This window comes from Achromobacter sp. UBA5777, from assembly GCF_002418565.1.
In the GTDB taxonomy this organism is placed as follows: Bacteria; Pseudomonadota; Gammaproteobacteria; order Burkholderiales; family Burkholderiaceae_B; genus Achromobacter; species Achromobacter animicus.
In genome coordinates, this window is record NZ_DIEJ01000182.1 from 1 (window position 1) to 16,012 (window position 16,012).

The window sequence follows — 16,012 nt, forward strand, 5'->3', positions numbered from 1 at the left end:
CCACGGCGGTTCTTGAACACCAGCACCTGCTGGCCGCGCTGCAGGTGCTCGCCAATGCCGGCCAGCACGTCGGCCGAGAGGCCGTCATGCAATGGTCGCTTGCGCACATCAAGGATGCGCACGCGCGGTGGCCGCGCATCACCGGCACGCTGCTTCAGGCGCAGGTGGGTGTAGCGCCCGGCATAGGCGTTGTGCAGCGTCTCCAGTGAAGGCGTAGCGCTGCCCAGCAGCACCGGAACGCCCAGCGCCTTGCCCCGGACCAGGGCGAAATCGCGTGCGTGGTAGCGGATGCCATCCTGCTGCTTGTAGCTGCCGTCATGCTCCTCGTCGACGATCAGCAGGCCGGCCTGCGGCAGCGGCGTGAACACCGCCGAGCGGGTGCCGACGATCACCCGTGCTTCGCCGCGCGAAGCCGCCGCCCAGACCCGGGCGCGCTCGTTGTCGTTCAACCCCGAATGCAGTGCATGCACGGCGATGCCGAGGCGGCCGCGGAAGCGTGCCAGGGTCTGCGGGGTGAGGCCGATTTCCGGCACCAGCACCAGCGCCTGCTTGCCTTGGGCCAGGCAGTGGATGATGGCCTGCAGGTAGACCTCGGTCTTGCCGCTGCCCGTCACGCCGTGCAGCAGCACCGGCTTGAAGCCGCCGAGTGCGCCGATGGCCTGCACCGCTGCCTCCTGGGCGTCGTTCAGCGCCGGCGGCTGGTCGGGCGTGGCCGGCGCGCGCACGGTCTTGCGCTTGCGCGCATCCATGCGCGCCACGGGCCCTTCTCCGGACCGCTTGCCCTGGTAGGAGGTGGGCTTGCGCAGCGGCGGCGGCAGCGTGGGCAGCATCACCTCGCCCAACGGCCGTTGATAGTAGTCCGCCGCAAAGCGCGCCATGCGCAACCACGCCTCGTCAAAAGGGGGCAGATCGTCCAGCACCGCCTCGATCGGCCGGATCTGTTTGGGCTCGAAAGACGGTTCGGCGGGGTTGTCGACGACCACGCCGATCATCTTGCGCCGGCCAAACGGAACGATCACCCGCAGGCCGGCCGGAATCGGCGCGTCGCTGCGGTAGTCGAACGGGCCGGGCAACGGCACGTCCAGCGCGACGCGCACCCAGCACACCGCTGCGGTGTCGGGATTCGCTTGCACGTCAGGCAGGGAGTCTGGGGACATTCATCTAATGAATTAGGGCTAGCCGAAAGGATGAGTCCCGCACGGCGCCACGTTGGTGGATTTTCGCTCGCCGCCGCGCCAATGATCCACCGGGGCCTGTGGATAACTTTGGGGAAAAGGCGAGAGCAACATCAGAAAATGGAATATGGCAAGAATGCACAAACTATTGCATCCCTGTTGATAAGCGACATTTTCCGATATAAAACAGGCACTTGAAGCCGGTTTCCAGATTGTAAGCCAGCTTGGGGAGGGTTTTCCCCGACCCCGGAATTAATGTGCACAAGTCGCCCGGGCGGCCCATCTGCTTCGGCCCTTGGGGCCGAAGCGTTCACTTACTTACGCGTGGAAGGCGCGGCTGTACTGGTGGACTTCATCGACCAATTCAGCTACAGCTTCTGGCGGAGTGAAGCGCGAAATGCCATGTCCCAGATTGAACACATGGCCGCCCTTGCCCACCGGACCGAACGCGTCCAGCACGCGACGCGCTTCCGCGCGGATGGCGTTGCCACCGCCAAAAAGCGCCATCGGATCCAGGTTGCCCTGGAACGCGACCGAGTCGCCCGTGCGGCGCCGGGCCGCCGCCAGATCCACGGTCCAGTCCAGGCCCACTGCGTCGCTGCCACAGGCCGCGATGTCTTCAATCCACTGGCCGCCGCCCTTGGTGAAGACGATGACCGGCACGCGCCGGCCTTCGTGTTCGCGGGTAAGGCCGGCGACGACCTTCTTCGTGTAGGCCAGCGAGAACTGCTGGAACAGGCCATCGGCCAGCACCCCGCCCCAGCTGTCAAACAGCATGACGGCCTGGGCGCCGGCGGCGATCTGGCCGTTCAGGTATTGCAGCGTGGCTTCGGCGTTGATCTCGAGGATGCGGTGCAGCAGGTCGGGACGCGAATACAGCAGGGTCTTGATGAGGCGGTAATCGTCGCTGCCCTTGCCTTCGACCATGTAACAGGCGATGGTCCACGGGCTGCCGGCAAAGCCGATCAGCGGCACCTTGCCGTCAAGATCCCGCCGGATCGTGCTGACCGCGTCGAACACGTACCGCAGCTTGTCCATGTCGGGCACAGCCAGGCGCGCGACGTCTTCTTCGGTGCGGATGGGATGCGCAAAGCGCGGGCCTTCGCCTTCAGCGAAGTCCAGCCCGAGGCCCATCGCGTGGGGCACGGTCAGGATGTCCGAAAACAGGATGGCCGCGTCCAGGTCGTAGCGCTCCAGGGGCTGGAGCGTGACTTCCGAGGCATAGTCCGGATTCTGCGCCAATCCCATGAACGAGCCTGCCCGCGCACGCGTCTCGCGATACTCGGGCAGATAGCGACCCGCCTGGCGCATGAGCCAGATGGGGGTGTAGGGCACGGGTTCGCGCATCAGGGCGCGCAAGAACACATCGTTCTTCAAACGGGGAGCAGACACGGCTAACCTCGACGATCGGAAGCCGTGAGTTTACTTCCCCTGGCTGACAAGGCGCGCCGCGCCCGCATCGGCGGGCTTGAGCGGGCGCAATGGGCGGCGGCGGCAGGCGTGCCGCCTGGTTTGCCTCAACCCCTGTCGTCCATCTGCGCTGCGGCCAGCGCCGCCTGGCGGTAGGGCGCCGCTTCGATGCCGTGCTTGCGCATCAGCGCCCAGAACGCGCGGCGGTGCTTGGCGCAAGCACGTGCGGCCTGCGCGACGTTGCCGCCGTGGCGCGATAGCGCGTGGCGGATATATTCGCGCTCGAAGCCGTTCACCACCTGCGCCTTTGCCGCCCGGAATGTTTCTGGCACGCCGCGCCGGTACTGGTGCCGCAAGCTGCTCAAGGCGTGCTCGACGATGTCGGCCGGCACCTTGGGGCGCGCGGATCCCGCGCGTGATGCGTGGGGCGGATATGCCGTATGCCCGGCGCCCTGCGCCTCTGCATGCCCGCCCAGATAGTTGGCGGGATGCTCATGGACGCTACCCGCCACGCCGGCGCGCCGCACGACGCCGCGGCGAGCCAGGCGAACCAGCCGTACCCGCAGGCTCTCGACGCACACCGGCTGCGAGATGAAGTCCGCCGCGCCAAGGCTGAGCAGATCCAGGATGGCGGGCGCCTTGACGTCGTGGATAAGCAGCAGAACGGGCGTCGTGAGCGCGCCGCGCGCCTGCTGCAAGGCCATGCGGGCCCACGCGAGCGAGGATGGCGCCACGGGCAGGATGCAAGCGTCATAGCGCCGCAGCGACAACGCCTGCTGTGCAAGGGAGTCCGGCGGCGCCTCGGCAAGCGCCGACGGAGCCAGGGACACCGGATGCAGCCGCACACGCGTCACCTTGGCCTGATGGCCGGCGATCCAGGCTCCCATCGTCGATTCATGACCGGGCGCCAGCAGCGCCCCGCAATCCAGCACGTCTCGCATGCCTTCCTCATTTGCATCGCAAAAACTGAAGGCTACTGTTGCAGACCTCGTGCCGACTATTCGTAGTGAACGCATTGCGGCAGGCCGCTACCGGGCGAAGCGCCGAGGAGCGGCACAGGTTGGCGCGGGCTCGGTGAAATATCGGACGCATTCACGTGTCAGACACCCCGCAACAAGCAGGAATGAAAAAAGCGGCCCGAGGGCCGCTTTTTTGTACGCCGGGACAAGCCCGGAAACCGCATTGCCGCTTAGTGCGAGCGGCCGCCTTGGCGCAGCTTGCGCGCCGCGATGGCTTGCGCAGCCAGCATGGCGAGCTCGGCTTCGACGACAGCGATGTCAGCCTTGTCCTTGGCGTTGGCCAGGGCCAGTTCGGCCTTCTGGCGCGCTTCCAGGGCGCGGGCTTCGTCGAGGTCGGCGGCACGGATAGCCGTGTCGGCCAGGACCGTCACGCTGCCCGGCTGAACTTCCAGGATACCCCCGGCGACGAAGATGTTTTCCTCGCCTTGGTCGGCACGAACGATCTTGACCGTTCCGGGGCGTATGCGCGAGATCAGCGGGGTGTGGCCGGGCAGAATGCCCAGTTCACCCGACTCGCCAGGCAGAACCACGAACTTCGCCTCGCCGGTGAAGATCGCTTCCTCTGCGCTGACCACATCCACATGCAGGGTAGCCATATCGGTTCCTTATTGCAGTTTCTTGGCCTTCTCGAAGGCCTCGTCGATCGAACCGACCATGTAGAACGCCTGTTCCGGCAGGGAATCGCACTCGCCGTTGACGATCATCTTGAAACCACGGATGGTTTCGGCCAGCGGAACGTACTTGCCGGGCGAACCGGTGAACACTTCAGCGACGTGGAACGGCTGCGACAGGAAGCGCTGGATCTTACGCGCGCGGGCCACGGCCTGCTTGTCTTCCGGCGACAGTTCGTCCATGCCCAGAATCGCGATGATGTCGCGCAGTTCCTTGTAGCGCTGCAGCGTCTGCTGCACGCCACGGGCAACCGAGTAGTGCTCTTCGCCGACGACTTGCGGGTCGAGCTGGCGGCTGGAGGAGTCGAGCGGATCGACAGCCGGGTAGATACCCAGGGCGGCGATGTCACGCGACAGCACGACGGTGGAGTCCAAATGCTGGAAGGTCGTGGCAGGCGACGGGTCGGTCAAGTCGTCCGCAGGGACGTACACGGCCTGGATCGAGGTGATCGAGCCAGTCTTGGTCGATGTGATGCGCTCTTGCAGCTTGCCCATTTCTTCGGCCAGCGTGGGCTGATAACCCACGGCGGACGGCATACGGCCCAGCAGTGCGGACACTTCGGTACCGGCCAGGGTGTAGCGGTAGATGTTGTCCACGAAGAACAGGATGTCGCGGCCTTCGTCACGGAACTTCTCGGCCATCGTCAGGCCGGTCAGCGCCACGCGCAGACGGTTGCCGGGGGGTTCGTTCATCTGACCGAACACCATGGCGACCTTGTCCAGAACGTTCGACTCTTCCATTTCGTGGTAGAAGTCGTTGCCTTCACGGGTACGCTCACCCACGCCGGCAAACACCGACAAACCGCTGTGCTGCTTGGCGATGTTGTTGATGAGTTCCATCATGTTCACGGTCTTGCCCACGCCGGCGCCGCCGAACAGGCCGACCTTGCCGCCCTTGGCGAACGGGCACACCAAGTCAATAACCTTGATGCCGGTTTCCAGCAGTTCCACCGACGGCGACAGTTCGTCGAAACGGGGAGCGGCTTGGTGGATACCACGCTTTTCTTCGTGCTGGATCGGGCCGGCTTCGTCGATGGGACGACCCAGCACGTCCATGATTCGGCCCAGCGTGCCGGTGCCGACGGGCACCGAGATCGGGGCGCCCGTGCCGGTGACCTTCATGCCGCGGCGCAGACCGTCGCTGGAGCCCAGCGCAATGGTACGCACCACGCCGTCGCCCAGCTGTTGCTGCACTTCCAGCGTCAGACCCTTTTCGGCGAACGAGGAACCCTCGTCGGCCAGAGTAAGCGCTTCATAGATCTTGGGCATTTGATCGCGGGGGAACTGAATATCCACCACGGCGCCGATGCACTGAACGATGGTTCCGTTGCTCATGTCGATTCCTTGCTTGATAGCTTTTGACGGGATGCTGCCTGCCTCAAACGGCGGCAGCGCCCCCTACGATTTCCGAAATTTCTTTGGTGATCGCGGCCTGACGGGTCTTGTTGTAGACCAGTTGCAGATCGCCGATGACCTTCTTGGCGTTGTCCGACGCCGCCTTCATGGCGACCATCCGGGCCGACTGCTCCGAAGCCATGTTCTCGGCCACGGCTTGGTACAGCAGGCCTTCAACGTAACGCTGCAGCAGGTCGTCGATCACGCTACGGGCGTCGGGTTCGTAGATGTAATCCCAACTGTAGTCCGACTTCACTTCCGAAGTCTTGGTCAGGCTATCGGCGCCCGTCTGGTACGGATCTTCCAAACCGCTGGCCAACGGCAGCAGACGCAGGAACAGCGGCTCTTGCTTCATCGTGTTGACGAAACGGGTCGAGGCCACGTACAGCGCGTCGATACGGCCTTCCAGGTAGGCGTCCAGCTGCACCTTGATCGCGCCCAGCAGGCGGTCGAGTTGCGGCTTGTCGCCCAGTTGCACTTCCTGGGAAACCAGTTTGGCGCCGATACGGGTCAGCACACCCACGCCCTTGTTGCCGAAAGCGGTCGCCTGCACGGCGATGCCGGCTTTCTCGAACTCTTTCAGCTTGCCCAACGTCACACGCGTGATGTTGGTGTTCAAGCCGCCGCACAAACCCTTGTCGGTCGTCACCATGACCACGCCGACCGCCTTGATTTCGCGTTCGACCAGGTACGGGTGGCTGTACTCGGGATTGGCCTGCATCAGGTGCGCAGCAATCTCGCGCACCTTGGTGGCATACGGACGGCCTGCACGCATCCGCTCCTGCGCCTTGCGCATCTTGGATGCGGCGACCATTTCCATCGCCTTGGTGATCTTGCGCGTGTTTTGCACGCTCTTGATCTTGGTTCGGATTTCCTTAATTCCGGGCATTGCGCTTTCCTGTGAAGACTGGCCGATGGGTTCCGCTCGCGCCTCAACCATCCGGGAAGGATGGGTGAGGCGCCTGGGACGCCTAACCCATCACTTTCTTAAAAAGCACCGTGCTTCTTGAATTCCTGAACGGCGGCGGCCAGTTCGGCCTCGTCGTCCTTGGACAGTTCCTTGGTGTCTTCGATGCGCTGGATCAGAGCAGCGTGCTTGCTCTTGAGCTGATCCTTCAGCGACTTCTCGAACGACAGCACTTGGGCCACGTCCACGTCATCCAGGTAGCCGTTGTTGACCGTGTACAGCGTGACGGCCAGTTCCCACACTTGCAGCGGCTGGTATTGCGGCTGCTTGAGCAGTTCAACGACGCGCTTGCCGCGCTCGAGCTGGCGACGGGTGGCGTCGTCCAGGTCGGAGGCGAACTGCGCGAAGGCGGCCAGTTCACGATACTGCGCCAAGTCGGTACGGATACCGCCGGACAGCTTCTTGACGACCTTGGTCTGGGCAGCACCACCGACGCGCGACACCGAGATACCGGCGTTGATTGCGGGGCGGACACCGGCGTTGAACAGGTCGGTTTCCAGGAAGATCTGGCCGTCGGTGATCGAGATCACGTTGGTCGGAACGAAGGCCGACACGTCGCCTGCCTGGGTTTCGATGATCGGCAGCGCGGTCAGCGAGCCGGTCTTGCCCTTGACGGCGCCTTCGGTGAACTTCTCGACGTACTCTTCGTTGACGCGAGCAGCACGTTCCAGCAGGCGCGAGTGCAGGTAGAACACGTCGCCCGGGTAGGCTTCGCGGCCCGGCGGACGGCGCAGCAGCAGCGAGACCTGGCGGTAGGCCCAGGCTTGCTTGGTCAGATCGTCATAAACGATCAGGGCGTCTTCGCCACGATCGCGGAAGTATTCGCCCATCGTGCAGCCGGCGTAGGCGGCCAGGTACTGCATGGCGGCGGAGTCGGAAGCCGAGGCGGCCACGACGATGGTGTATTCCATCGCGCCGTGCTCTTCGAGCTTGCGGACCACGTTGTTGATCGTCGAAGCCTTCTGGCCGATAGCGACGTACACGCAGGTGACGCCCTTGCCCTTCTGGCTGATGATCGTGTCGACGGCCACGGCGGTCTTGCCGGTCTGGCGGTCGCCAATGATCAGTTCGCGCTGGCCACGGCCGATGGGAACCATCGAGTCGATAGCCTTGACGCCGGTTTGCAGCGGCTGCGACACCGAGCGGCGGGCGATAACGCCAGGCGCCACTTTTTCGATGATGTCGGTTTCTTTGGCGTTGACGGGGCCCTTGCCATCGATGGGCTCGCCCAGCGTGTTGACCACGCGGCCTTTCAGTTCCGGACCGACCGGAACTTCCAGAATGCGGCCGGTCGTCTTGACCTGGTCGCCTTCGGAAACGCCGGTGTAGTCGCCCAGAATAACGGCGCCGACGGAATCACGCTCGAGGTTGAGCGCCAGACCGAAAACGTTGTTGGGGAATTCGAGCATTTCGCCCTGCATCACGTCGGACAAGCCGTGGATGCGGGTAATACCGTCGGTCACGGACACGACGGTGCCCTGAGTACGGACATCAGCCGAAGCGCCCAGGCCCTCGATGCGGCTCTTGAGCAGTTCGCTGATCTCGGAGGGATTGAGTTGCATATTGACTCCTGGAATCCTGTTAGTAGCCTTAAGCGGCGAGCTGATCGCGCATGCGGACCAATTGGGCTTGTACGGAAGTATCGAGCACCTGGTCGCCGACGGCCACGCGCACGCCGCCGATCAACGACGGGTCGACGGTAACGCTGGGCTTGAGCTTGAGGCCGAATTTTTGTTCGAGCGCGCCGACCAGATCCTTGACCTGGGCATCGCTGAGCTCGAACGCGCTGGTGATTTCCGCCTGCGCCGTGCCTTCGTGACGATTCCGCAGCGCGACGAATTGCGAGGCGATCTCGGGCAGCAGCAGCAACCGGTCGTTTTCGACCAGCAGCTCGATGAAATTACGGGCGGCCTGCGGAAAATCGGCCTTGATCAGGCCGGTAAACAGTTCGACGCGCTGCTTGTCGCCCAGACGCGGGTCGGCCATGGCCTCGCGCACGTCGGGGTTGGAGGCGACCTGAGCCATTACGCTGACCAGGTCGGCCCACGCCGGCAAACCGGCCTTGTCGTCGCGCGCTGCGCTGAAGAGCGCTTCAGCGTAGGGCCGGGCAACAGTGGAAAGTTCAGCCATGACGGTCCCGGATTAGAGCTGCGCGCGGAGCTGGTTCAGCAGCTCGGCGTGTGCGCGGGCGTCAACCTCGCGCTTGAGGATCTGTTCAGCACCCTTGACGGCCAGCGCGGCGACGTCGTCGCGCAACGCTTCGCGGGCGCGCTGGACTTCCTGCGCGGCATCCTGGGCAGCCTGCGCCACGATGCGGGCACGTTCGGCTTCCGCTTCGCGGCGGGCCTGTTCGATCAGGGAGGCGGCTTGCTTCTCGGCCTCGATGATGCGTGCGTGGTTTTCGGACTTGGCAGAAGCCTCGATCAGACTGACGCGCGCCTGGGCTTGAGCCAAGTCGGCTTTGCCCTTCTCGGCGGCGGCCAGGCCGTCGGCGATTTTTTGGCGGCGCTCGTCCATCGCCTTCGTCAGGGGAGGCCACACGAATTTCATCGTGAACCAGCCCAGAACGAAGAACACGAGCATCTGGAAAATGATCGTCGCGTTCAGATTCACGGTCGTTCCTTTAACACCTTGCGGCTCCGACCGCACCCGGAAAGGGGCGTCGCGGAGCACTCGATACTTTGCTGACCGGCGATGGAGCCGTTGCTCTCATCGCCGCCAGCGTCATGACCCACCTATTTGCCGGCGGGCGGTGCCTTAGCCGACGAACGGGTTGGCGAAGGCGAACAGCATGGCGATACCCACGCCGATCAGGAATGCCGCGTCGATCAGGCCAGCCAGCAGGAACATCTTCGTTTGCAGAGCGTTCATCAGTTCAGGCTGACGAGCCGAAGCTTCCAGATACTTGCCGCCCATCAGTGCGATGCCGATGCAAGCGCCGATAGCGCCCAGACCGATGATAAGACCGCAAGCGAGGGCAACGAAAGCGACGTTGGTCATGACAACTCCTTGGTTAGAAATCTGAAGTCAAAAATTGAAAAATAAGAGGTACAGCTCAATGCAAGATAATCTTGCTATCCGATGCCGGCCGGGTGGCCGACACCGGAAATTCGGGGGATCAGTGGCCTTCGTGAGCCTGGCCGAGGTACACCAGCGTCAGCATCATGAAGATGAAGGCCTGGAGCAGAACGATCAGGATGTGGAAGATTGCCCAGATCGAGCCGGCCAGGATGTGGCCGATGCCCAAGCCGATGCTGGCGCCGTTGAAGCCGGTCCAGGCGCCGCCCAGGAGGGCGATCAGCATGAAGATCAGTTCGCCGGCGAACATGTTGCCGAACAACCGCATGCCCAGCGACACGGACTTGGCGGCGTATTCGATCAGGTTCAGCAGCAGGTTGAAGGGAGCCAGCACGATGGCGCCCAGGCCATGCGCATGGAACGGCGCGGTGAACAGTTCTTTGACGAAACCGCCCGGCTGCTTGATCTTGATGCCGTAGTAGAACATCAGGAGCAGCACGCCCAGCGACATGCCCATCGGCACGTTCAGGTCGGCGGTCGGCAGAATGCGGTGGTAGTAGAGGGGATCGCCGTGCTCAGCACCCAGGCCGGTCAGGCGCCAGATGGAGGGCAGCAGGTCGACGGGCAGCAGGTCCAGCGCGTTCATCAGGATGATCCAGAGGAACACGGTCAGGGCCAGCGGGGCGATGAAAAGACGGCTCTTGGCGTTGTGGACAATGCCCTTGGCCTGATCGTCGACCATGTCGACGATCATTTCCACGAAAGCCTGGAAGCGGGAAGGAACGCCGCTGGTGGCGCGGCGCGCAGCGCGCCACAGGAAGAAAATGACGATCAGGCCCATCAGGCCGGACCAGAACAACGAGTCGTAATTGATGATGTCGAACTGAGCAATAGCGCTCTGTTTCTCACCCGTATTGTTCAGATGCACCAAGTGATGCTGAATATACGCGGATTGAGGCGACACGTCGCTGGCAGCAGCCATTTGAACCTATCCTATTTGCTGTATGCCCGGCCCTTGCGAACCGGACGATTCCACGATTTCGTTTGCCGCAACTTACTCGGCGCTAAGACAGCCTGCGGAACATCAGAAGCAGGAGATAGCCTTTCAATGTGAGTATCAGACCGAGCAACGCGGCAGGCCACACAAGCCAGTCCTGCGTCACACGCGAAAGCAGCCACAACAGCAATGCCGTTGCGAACAGCTTGATCAACTCACCAGAGAGAAAGGTAAAGGGACTGGCCTTACCGGCCCGAACGCTGACAGCCAGGCGCAATGCGAACAACGCATTGGGTATGAAATACGCTCCTGCCCCCGCCAGCGCCGACCAACCTGCCGCCGCCCCTCCGACAACCCCCGCTATTACTGCTGCTGCGAGCCCCATGGCGCCTTGCGCCGCCAATGCCAACAAGAGCCCACGGCCAGCTTGCGCATTCAGCGCCGCGCGATCCGCGTCACTGAGTACCAGAACTTCCACCACGTCCGGATCGATCGAATCCTGATCCAGACTGGGCTTCAGACCGGGTTTCAGCCCCTGCACTTGTTGCCCCTGCTGCATGGAGTTCTGCTGCATCAAACTTCCCCGCTTAACTTGGCCCTGAGGGAATCGACGCGCTTTTTTAGGCGCATGTTTCTTATCCCGCAAGCGTCAAACCCGCAGAGTATAGCGTGGTTTTTTGCACCCTAGCAAATGAACTTTCGGCCGTTTGTAAGGCGGCAACAACGCCGGCTTGCCGCCGGAAAATTGGGGACGAGCGAGCAGCCGGCGAAGGCAAGTTCCCAGCTCGCGCCTCATATGAAAAGGCGCGCGGCCCATTACTGGAACCGCGCGCCCGATGGGCTTTGCCGATGCGCGCTTGGCAGAGCGCGCTTGCCGGATCTTAGTCTTCCTTGACCGGCGGCGGCGCCCACTGCCCATCCAGAGCGCTGTTCTGCGGCGCATAGAGACGCATGCTGAGCACGAACGGACCATCGGCGGCCGGCGTGCTGACCCAGTTGGCGCGCTTGGACTCGCCCGGATCACGGCGCTGGACGTAGATGTCGAGCGAGCCGTCGGCGTTGTACTTCAGGCCGTCGGTGCTGCGGATCACGTAGCGGTTGGCCGGATTTTCGGCGAAGCCGTACTTGCTGTTGTAGACATGCAGCGACCAGAGCTGCGCCGGGGGCAGTTGGCCCTTGTCGAAGTGCAGCACGTAATCTTCGTTCGAGTCCAGCGGACGGCCCTTCGAATCAGACACGGTGACCGGATACAGCACGTCTTCCGGCGTCGGCGCGCCCAGGCCGGCGTAGGCGATGGCGGCGCGGCGCGTGTAGTCGGTGCCGTAGGTGCCGATGCCCGTCAGCACGGTGTTCCAGCCGTTGATCGGCGTGGCCAGGCGCGAGACGTTGTCGGCGATACGGCGGCCCGCCAGCGGTTGCGCATCCGTCAGGGCCTGCTGCACGGCCGGGCTCAGACGGCCATACGAGAAGGGTTGACGGTCATCCAGGCCGATGCGGCGCATGCGGTCAAGCATGGGCGTGTCGTTGGCATGCGGCGGGTTGTTGCGCAGCGCGTCGAAGAACACGGCAAAGAACGAGGCGGCATCCATGCCCGCGACCTGCTCGGCGGGGGTGCCATCAGGCACCGTCGTCGCCAGGGCCGGCATGGGCAGCGTGCTGCCGATCGGTGCGGTGCCGACACTGGAGCCGGTCTGCGGGAAGGCGTTGCCGGCATTGCGGCCGCGCGGCGTGGTGGCCGGGGTCACGGGCACCAGCAGCGGGCGCGCCGTCATGCCGGCCTGGATCTGATTGACCGCGGCGTAGTCCTGCGGACCGCCAGCCTGCGTCCAGCCGATCAGCCAGCCGGTCGAGGTCGGGGCGCGGATCACGTCGACGCCCGCCGGCACCGTGCCCTTCCAGTGCGGTCCGACGATGGCGAAGGATTGGGCGCCATGGCCGTTGGTGCGCGTGCCGCGCGAGGCGAAGACGTCGCTCCACATGTCCAGCGCGGACAGCACGGTGTAGCGGCCGCCGGTGTCAGGCAGGCTGATGATGAGCGGGGCGCGCGAGACGTCGAACCACAGGCTGGAATACAGCGCGTCGGCGCTGGGCCACGGCGCGTCGGTCGCGCGCGGGTCGGGGAACGCGGCCTTGTGGCCGAACTGGTTCATCGGCGCCTTGCCGTCCAGCGGGCTCTGCACGGCGGTGGCCTGGCGGCGGGCCAGTTCCATCAGCACCATGGGATACGCGTAGACGTAGGCGTCGATGGCGGTGTCGCGCAACTCCGCCTCGCTCATCTGCGGTGCGGCGGCCTGGCCGGCCGGGTAAGGCGTCTCGGAGACCAGCCGTAGCGTGGACTGCGGCGATTGAGCCTGGGCGACGTTGAGAAAGCAGACGCTGAGCGCGCCGGCGAGCGCAGCCGTGGACAGCCGGCGGGTAGCGGTAGGTATACGCATGCAAGGCTCCTTCTTGATTTTGTTTGCAATCGAGCCGCCGCGCGGGACTTGCCAGTGTGGAGGGCAAGCCGCTCTGGCGCGGCACCTCGGGATGACGCTCAATCAGGATAGGGCCGAAGTCTGCAACAAGGTGCTAGCCAGAAGTTTCAAGGCGAAACCTGGGGATTGCCCTTAGATGGCCATGAAAAAGCGCGCCGTCATAGGGCGCGCGGGCCAATGAAGGGCCTGCTGGGGATGCAGGCCCGGACGTAACAAGGATTAACGGTGTTTGAAGTCGGGTTTGCGCTTTTCGGTGAACGCGGCCATGCCTTCCTTCTGGTCTTCGGTGGCAAAGAGCGAATGGAAAACGCGGCGTTCGAACAGCAGGCCTTCGTTGAGCGAACCCTCGAACGCGCGGTTGACGCATTCCTTGGCCATCATGACCGACGGCAGTGACATGGAGGCGATGACGGTGGCGGCGTCGATGGCTTCTTCGAGCAGCTTGTCGGCGGCGACGACGCGCGAGACGAGACCGGCGCGTTCGGCTTCTTCGGCGCCCATCATGCGGGCTGTCAGCGCGAGGTCCATGGCCTTGGCCTTGCCGACGGCGCGCGGCAGGCGTTGCGTGCCGCCGGCGCCGGGGATGACGCCGAGCTTGATTTCGGGCTGGCCGAACTTGGCGGTGTCGGCGGCGATGATGATGTCGCACATCATGGCGAGTTCGCAGCCGCCGCCGAGCGCATAGCCGCCGACCGCGGCGATGACGGGCTTGCGGATGCGCTTGAGGGTTTCCCAGTTGCGGGTGATGTATTCGCTGCCGTAGACGTCCATGTAGGACCAGTCTTTCATGGCGCCGATGTCAGCGCCGGCGGCAAAGGCCTTTTCGCTGCCGGTGATGACGACGCAGCCGATATCGGGATCGGCCTCGAACGCGAGCAGCGCGGCGCCGAGCTCATCCATGAGCTGATCGTTCAGCGCGTTGAGCGCCTTGGGACGATTCAGCGTCAGCAGGCCGACTCGGCCCCGGGTTTCGACCAGTACAAACGACTCGCTCATGAATGTCTCCGGTAATAAGATATGAGCCATGAAAAAAATTGATGACGTACCGCCCATACTTTACCGCCTTGCGCCGCACGATCCCGCCGGCCACCGCTACCGGATAACCCTTACGATCGCATCGCCCTCGCCCGCGGGCCAGCGCCTGTCGCTGCCGGCATGGATTCCGGGCAGCTACCTGATTCGCGATTTCTCGCGGCAGATCGAGTCGCTGGCTGCGTATTCGGGAACGCGGCGAGTGAATGTCGACAAAACAGACAACCACACGTGGCAGGTTGCACCTTGCGATGGGCCGCTGCGGATTGAATACACGGTGTATGCGTGGGATCTGTCGGTGCGCGGTGCGCATCTGGACGAGACGCACGGGTTCTTCAATGGCACGAGCGTGTTCCTGCGCGTGCAGGGCCAGGACCATGAACCCTGCCTGGTGGACCTGGCGCCGCCGCGAGGCATCGACGGCTGGAAGGTGTACACGAGCCTGCCAGAGGCCGCAGGTCACAAGGGCGCGGCGCGGCGGCACGGGTTCGGGCTGTATCTGGCGCCGGACTATGACGCGCTGATCGATCACCCTGTCGAAATGGGCACGCCGCAGGTGTCACGCTTTGTGGCGCACGGCGCGGAGCACGAACTGGTGTTCACGGGGGTTGCGCCGAATCTGGATCTGGCGCGGATCACGGAAGACGTGAAGAAGATCTGCGAGACGCAGATTGCGTTTTTCGAACCGCGCACGAAGCGGGCGCCGTTCCTGGACAGCGCGGACCGCTATGTGTTCATGACGATGGTGACGGGCGACGGCTACGGCGGTCTGGAGCATCGCGCAAGCACGGCACTGATGACGGCGCGCAAGGACCTGCCGGTGCTGGGCCAGCAAGGCCAGGGCGACGGCTACCGGGGATTCCTGGGGCTGGTGAGCCACGAGTATTTCCATACGTGGAACGTGAAGCGGATCAAGCCGGATGTGTTCGCGCCTTACGATCTTTCGCAACCGGATCTGACGCGGTTGCTGTGGGTGTTTGAGGGGTTCACGTCCTATTACGACGATCTGCTGCTGTTGCGCTCGGGCGCGATCACGCGTGCGGATTATCTGCGTCTGCTGGGCAAGACGATCACGAGCGTGGCGCGCACGCCGGGGCGGCATAAGCAGTCGGTTGCCGAAAGCTCTTTCGACGCTTGGACGCGGTATTACAAGCAGGACGAGAATTCGCCGAACGCGTTGGTGAGCTATTACACGAAGGGCGCGTTGGTGGCGCTGGGGTTGGATCTGCTGATCCGGGACGAATCTTCTGGCGCGTATTCGCTGGATGACGTGATGCGGTTGTTGTGGGATCGCTATGGGCGGGATTTCTATCGGGGCAAGCCGCAGGGGTTGCCGGAAGATGGATTGCCTGCGCTGATCGAGGAAGCGACGGGTGTGGATACGCGCCGGTTCATCGCTCGTCATGCTTACGGGACAGCGGATGTGCCGTTGGCTGACTTGCTCGAGACGCAGGGTGTGAAGCTGCAGTGGAAGGCGTCGGCCAATATTCCGTCATTGGACGTGCGGACGCGCAAGCAAGGTGAGTCACTGACGCTGGCGACTGTTCTTGAAGGCGGGGCTGGGCATAAGGGTGGGTTGTCTGCCGGGGATGTGTTGGTGGCGATCGATGGGTTGCGGGTGGATGCGCCGGCGGGGTTGGAGTTGTTGCTGGCGCAGTACCGGGCTGGGGATCGGGTGAATGTGCATGTGTTTCGGCGGGATGAACTGAGGGAGTTTCGGGTGCGGTTGAGTGGGCCTGAGGCTTCGGAGTGTGTGTTGGTTTGACGTCTGGGTCGGTGCTGTGGCTTCCCGAAGTTTGAGTTCTTAAGACGTCCGGCACGGTGGCGGCTGCGGTTCTTAAGACGTCCGGCACG

15 protein-coding genes are annotated in these 16,012 nt (G+C 63.7%); 1 reads left to right on the top strand and 14 read right to left on the bottom strand.

The features are described 5' to 3' along the window. The 14 genes from priA to B3446_RS14125 all read right to left on the bottom strand — a co-directional run. A partial coding sequence (gene priA / locus B3446_RS14060) for a replication restart helicase PriA (protein ID WP_291381920.1) occupies positions 1-1,157 on the bottom strand: 1,157 nt, incomplete at its 3' end. Between the two features lie 336 nt (positions 1,158-1,493). Further along, positions 1,494-2,567 (bottom strand): uroporphyrinogen decarboxylase, encoded by a 1,074-nt coding sequence (gene hemE / locus B3446_RS14065; protein WP_291381922.1) that lies wholly within the window; start codon positions 2,565-2,567, stop codon positions 1,494-1,496. A 125-nt stretch (positions 2,568-2,692) separates the two neighbouring features. Continuing rightward, positions 2,693-3,526 (bottom strand): helix-turn-helix domain-containing protein, encoded by an 834-nt coding sequence (locus B3446_RS14070; protein ID WP_291381924.1) that lies wholly within the window; start codon positions 3,524-3,526, stop codon positions 2,693-2,695. Between the two features lie 248 nt (positions 3,527-3,774). Then, positions 3,775-4,200 carry a F0F1 ATP synthase subunit epsilon gene (locus tag B3446_RS14075; protein ID WP_056327609.1) on the bottom strand — a complete coding sequence of 142 codons (426 nt, stop codon included), beginning with the start codon at positions 4,198-4,200 and terminating at the stop codon, positions 3,775-3,777. A 9-nt stretch (positions 4,201-4,209) separates the two neighbouring features. Next, positions 4,210-5,610 (bottom strand): F0F1 ATP synthase subunit beta, encoded by a 1,401-nt coding sequence (atpD, locus tag B3446_RS14080; RefSeq protein ID WP_175125099.1) that lies wholly within the window; start codon positions 5,608-5,610, stop codon positions 4,210-4,212. A 43-nt stretch (positions 5,611-5,653) separates the two neighbouring features. Further along, positions 5,654-6,559 carry a F0F1 ATP synthase subunit gamma gene (atpG, locus tag B3446_RS14085; RefSeq protein ID WP_191576463.1) on the bottom strand — a complete coding sequence of 302 codons (906 nt, stop codon included), beginning with the start codon at positions 6,557-6,559 and terminating at the stop codon, positions 5,654-5,656. A 98-nt stretch (positions 6,560-6,657) separates the two neighbouring features. Then, positions 6,658-8,199: a F0F1 ATP synthase subunit alpha gene (gene atpA / locus B3446_RS14090; protein WP_105237121.1), complete on the bottom strand. Its 1,542-nt coding sequence runs from the start codon at positions 8,197-8,199 to the stop codon at positions 6,658-6,660. Between the two features lie 28 nt (positions 8,200-8,227). Continuing rightward, positions 8,228-8,767: a F0F1 ATP synthase subunit delta gene (locus tag B3446_RS14095; protein WP_175139473.1), complete on the bottom strand. Its 540-nt coding sequence runs from the start codon at positions 8,765-8,767 to the stop codon at positions 8,228-8,230. Positions 8,768-8,779: 12 nt separating this feature from the next. Continuing rightward, positions 8,780-9,250 (bottom strand): F0F1 ATP synthase subunit B, encoded by a 471-nt coding sequence (locus B3446_RS14100; protein ID WP_008167494.1) that lies wholly within the window; start codon positions 9,248-9,250, stop codon positions 8,780-8,782. A 144-nt stretch (positions 9,251-9,394) separates the two neighbouring features. Continuing rightward, positions 9,395-9,637: a F0F1 ATP synthase subunit C gene (atpE, locus tag B3446_RS14105; protein ID WP_003815363.1), complete on the bottom strand. Its 243-nt coding sequence runs from the start codon at positions 9,635-9,637 to the stop codon at positions 9,395-9,397. A 118-nt stretch (positions 9,638-9,755) separates the two neighbouring features. Then, a complete protein-coding gene (gene atpB / locus B3446_RS14110; protein WP_056564907.1) occupies positions 9,756-10,637 on the bottom strand; it encodes a F0F1 ATP synthase subunit A in 882 nt (293 codons plus the stop codon). An 82-nt stretch (positions 10,638-10,719) separates the two neighbouring features. Further along, on the bottom strand, positions 10,720-11,133 hold the full coding sequence (locus B3446_RS14115) for an ATP synthase subunit I (RefSeq protein WP_191576488.1): 414 nt from the start codon (positions 11,131-11,133) through the stop codon (positions 10,720-10,722). Between the two features lie 400 nt (positions 11,134-11,533). Further along, on the bottom strand, positions 11,534-13,087 hold the full coding sequence (locus B3446_RS14120; RefSeq protein WP_291382556.1) for a DUF1254 domain-containing protein: 1,554 nt from the start codon (positions 13,085-13,087) through the stop codon (positions 11,534-11,536). Positions 13,088-13,345: 258 nt separating this feature from the next. Continuing rightward, positions 13,346-14,122, bottom strand: a complete 777-nt coding sequence (locus tag B3446_RS14125; RefSeq protein WP_291382558.1) for an enoyl-CoA hydratase — start codon at positions 14,120-14,122, stop codon at positions 13,346-13,348. Between the two features lie 28 nt (positions 14,123-14,150). On the opposite strand from B3446_RS14125, the gene B3446_RS14130 reads away from it, so the two are divergent. Beyond that, positions 14,151-15,923: a M61 family metallopeptidase gene (locus tag B3446_RS14130; RefSeq protein WP_291382560.1), complete on the top strand. Its 1,773-nt coding sequence runs from the start codon at positions 14,151-14,153 to the stop codon at positions 15,921-15,923. Positions 15,924-16,012: the final 89 nt, after the last annotated feature.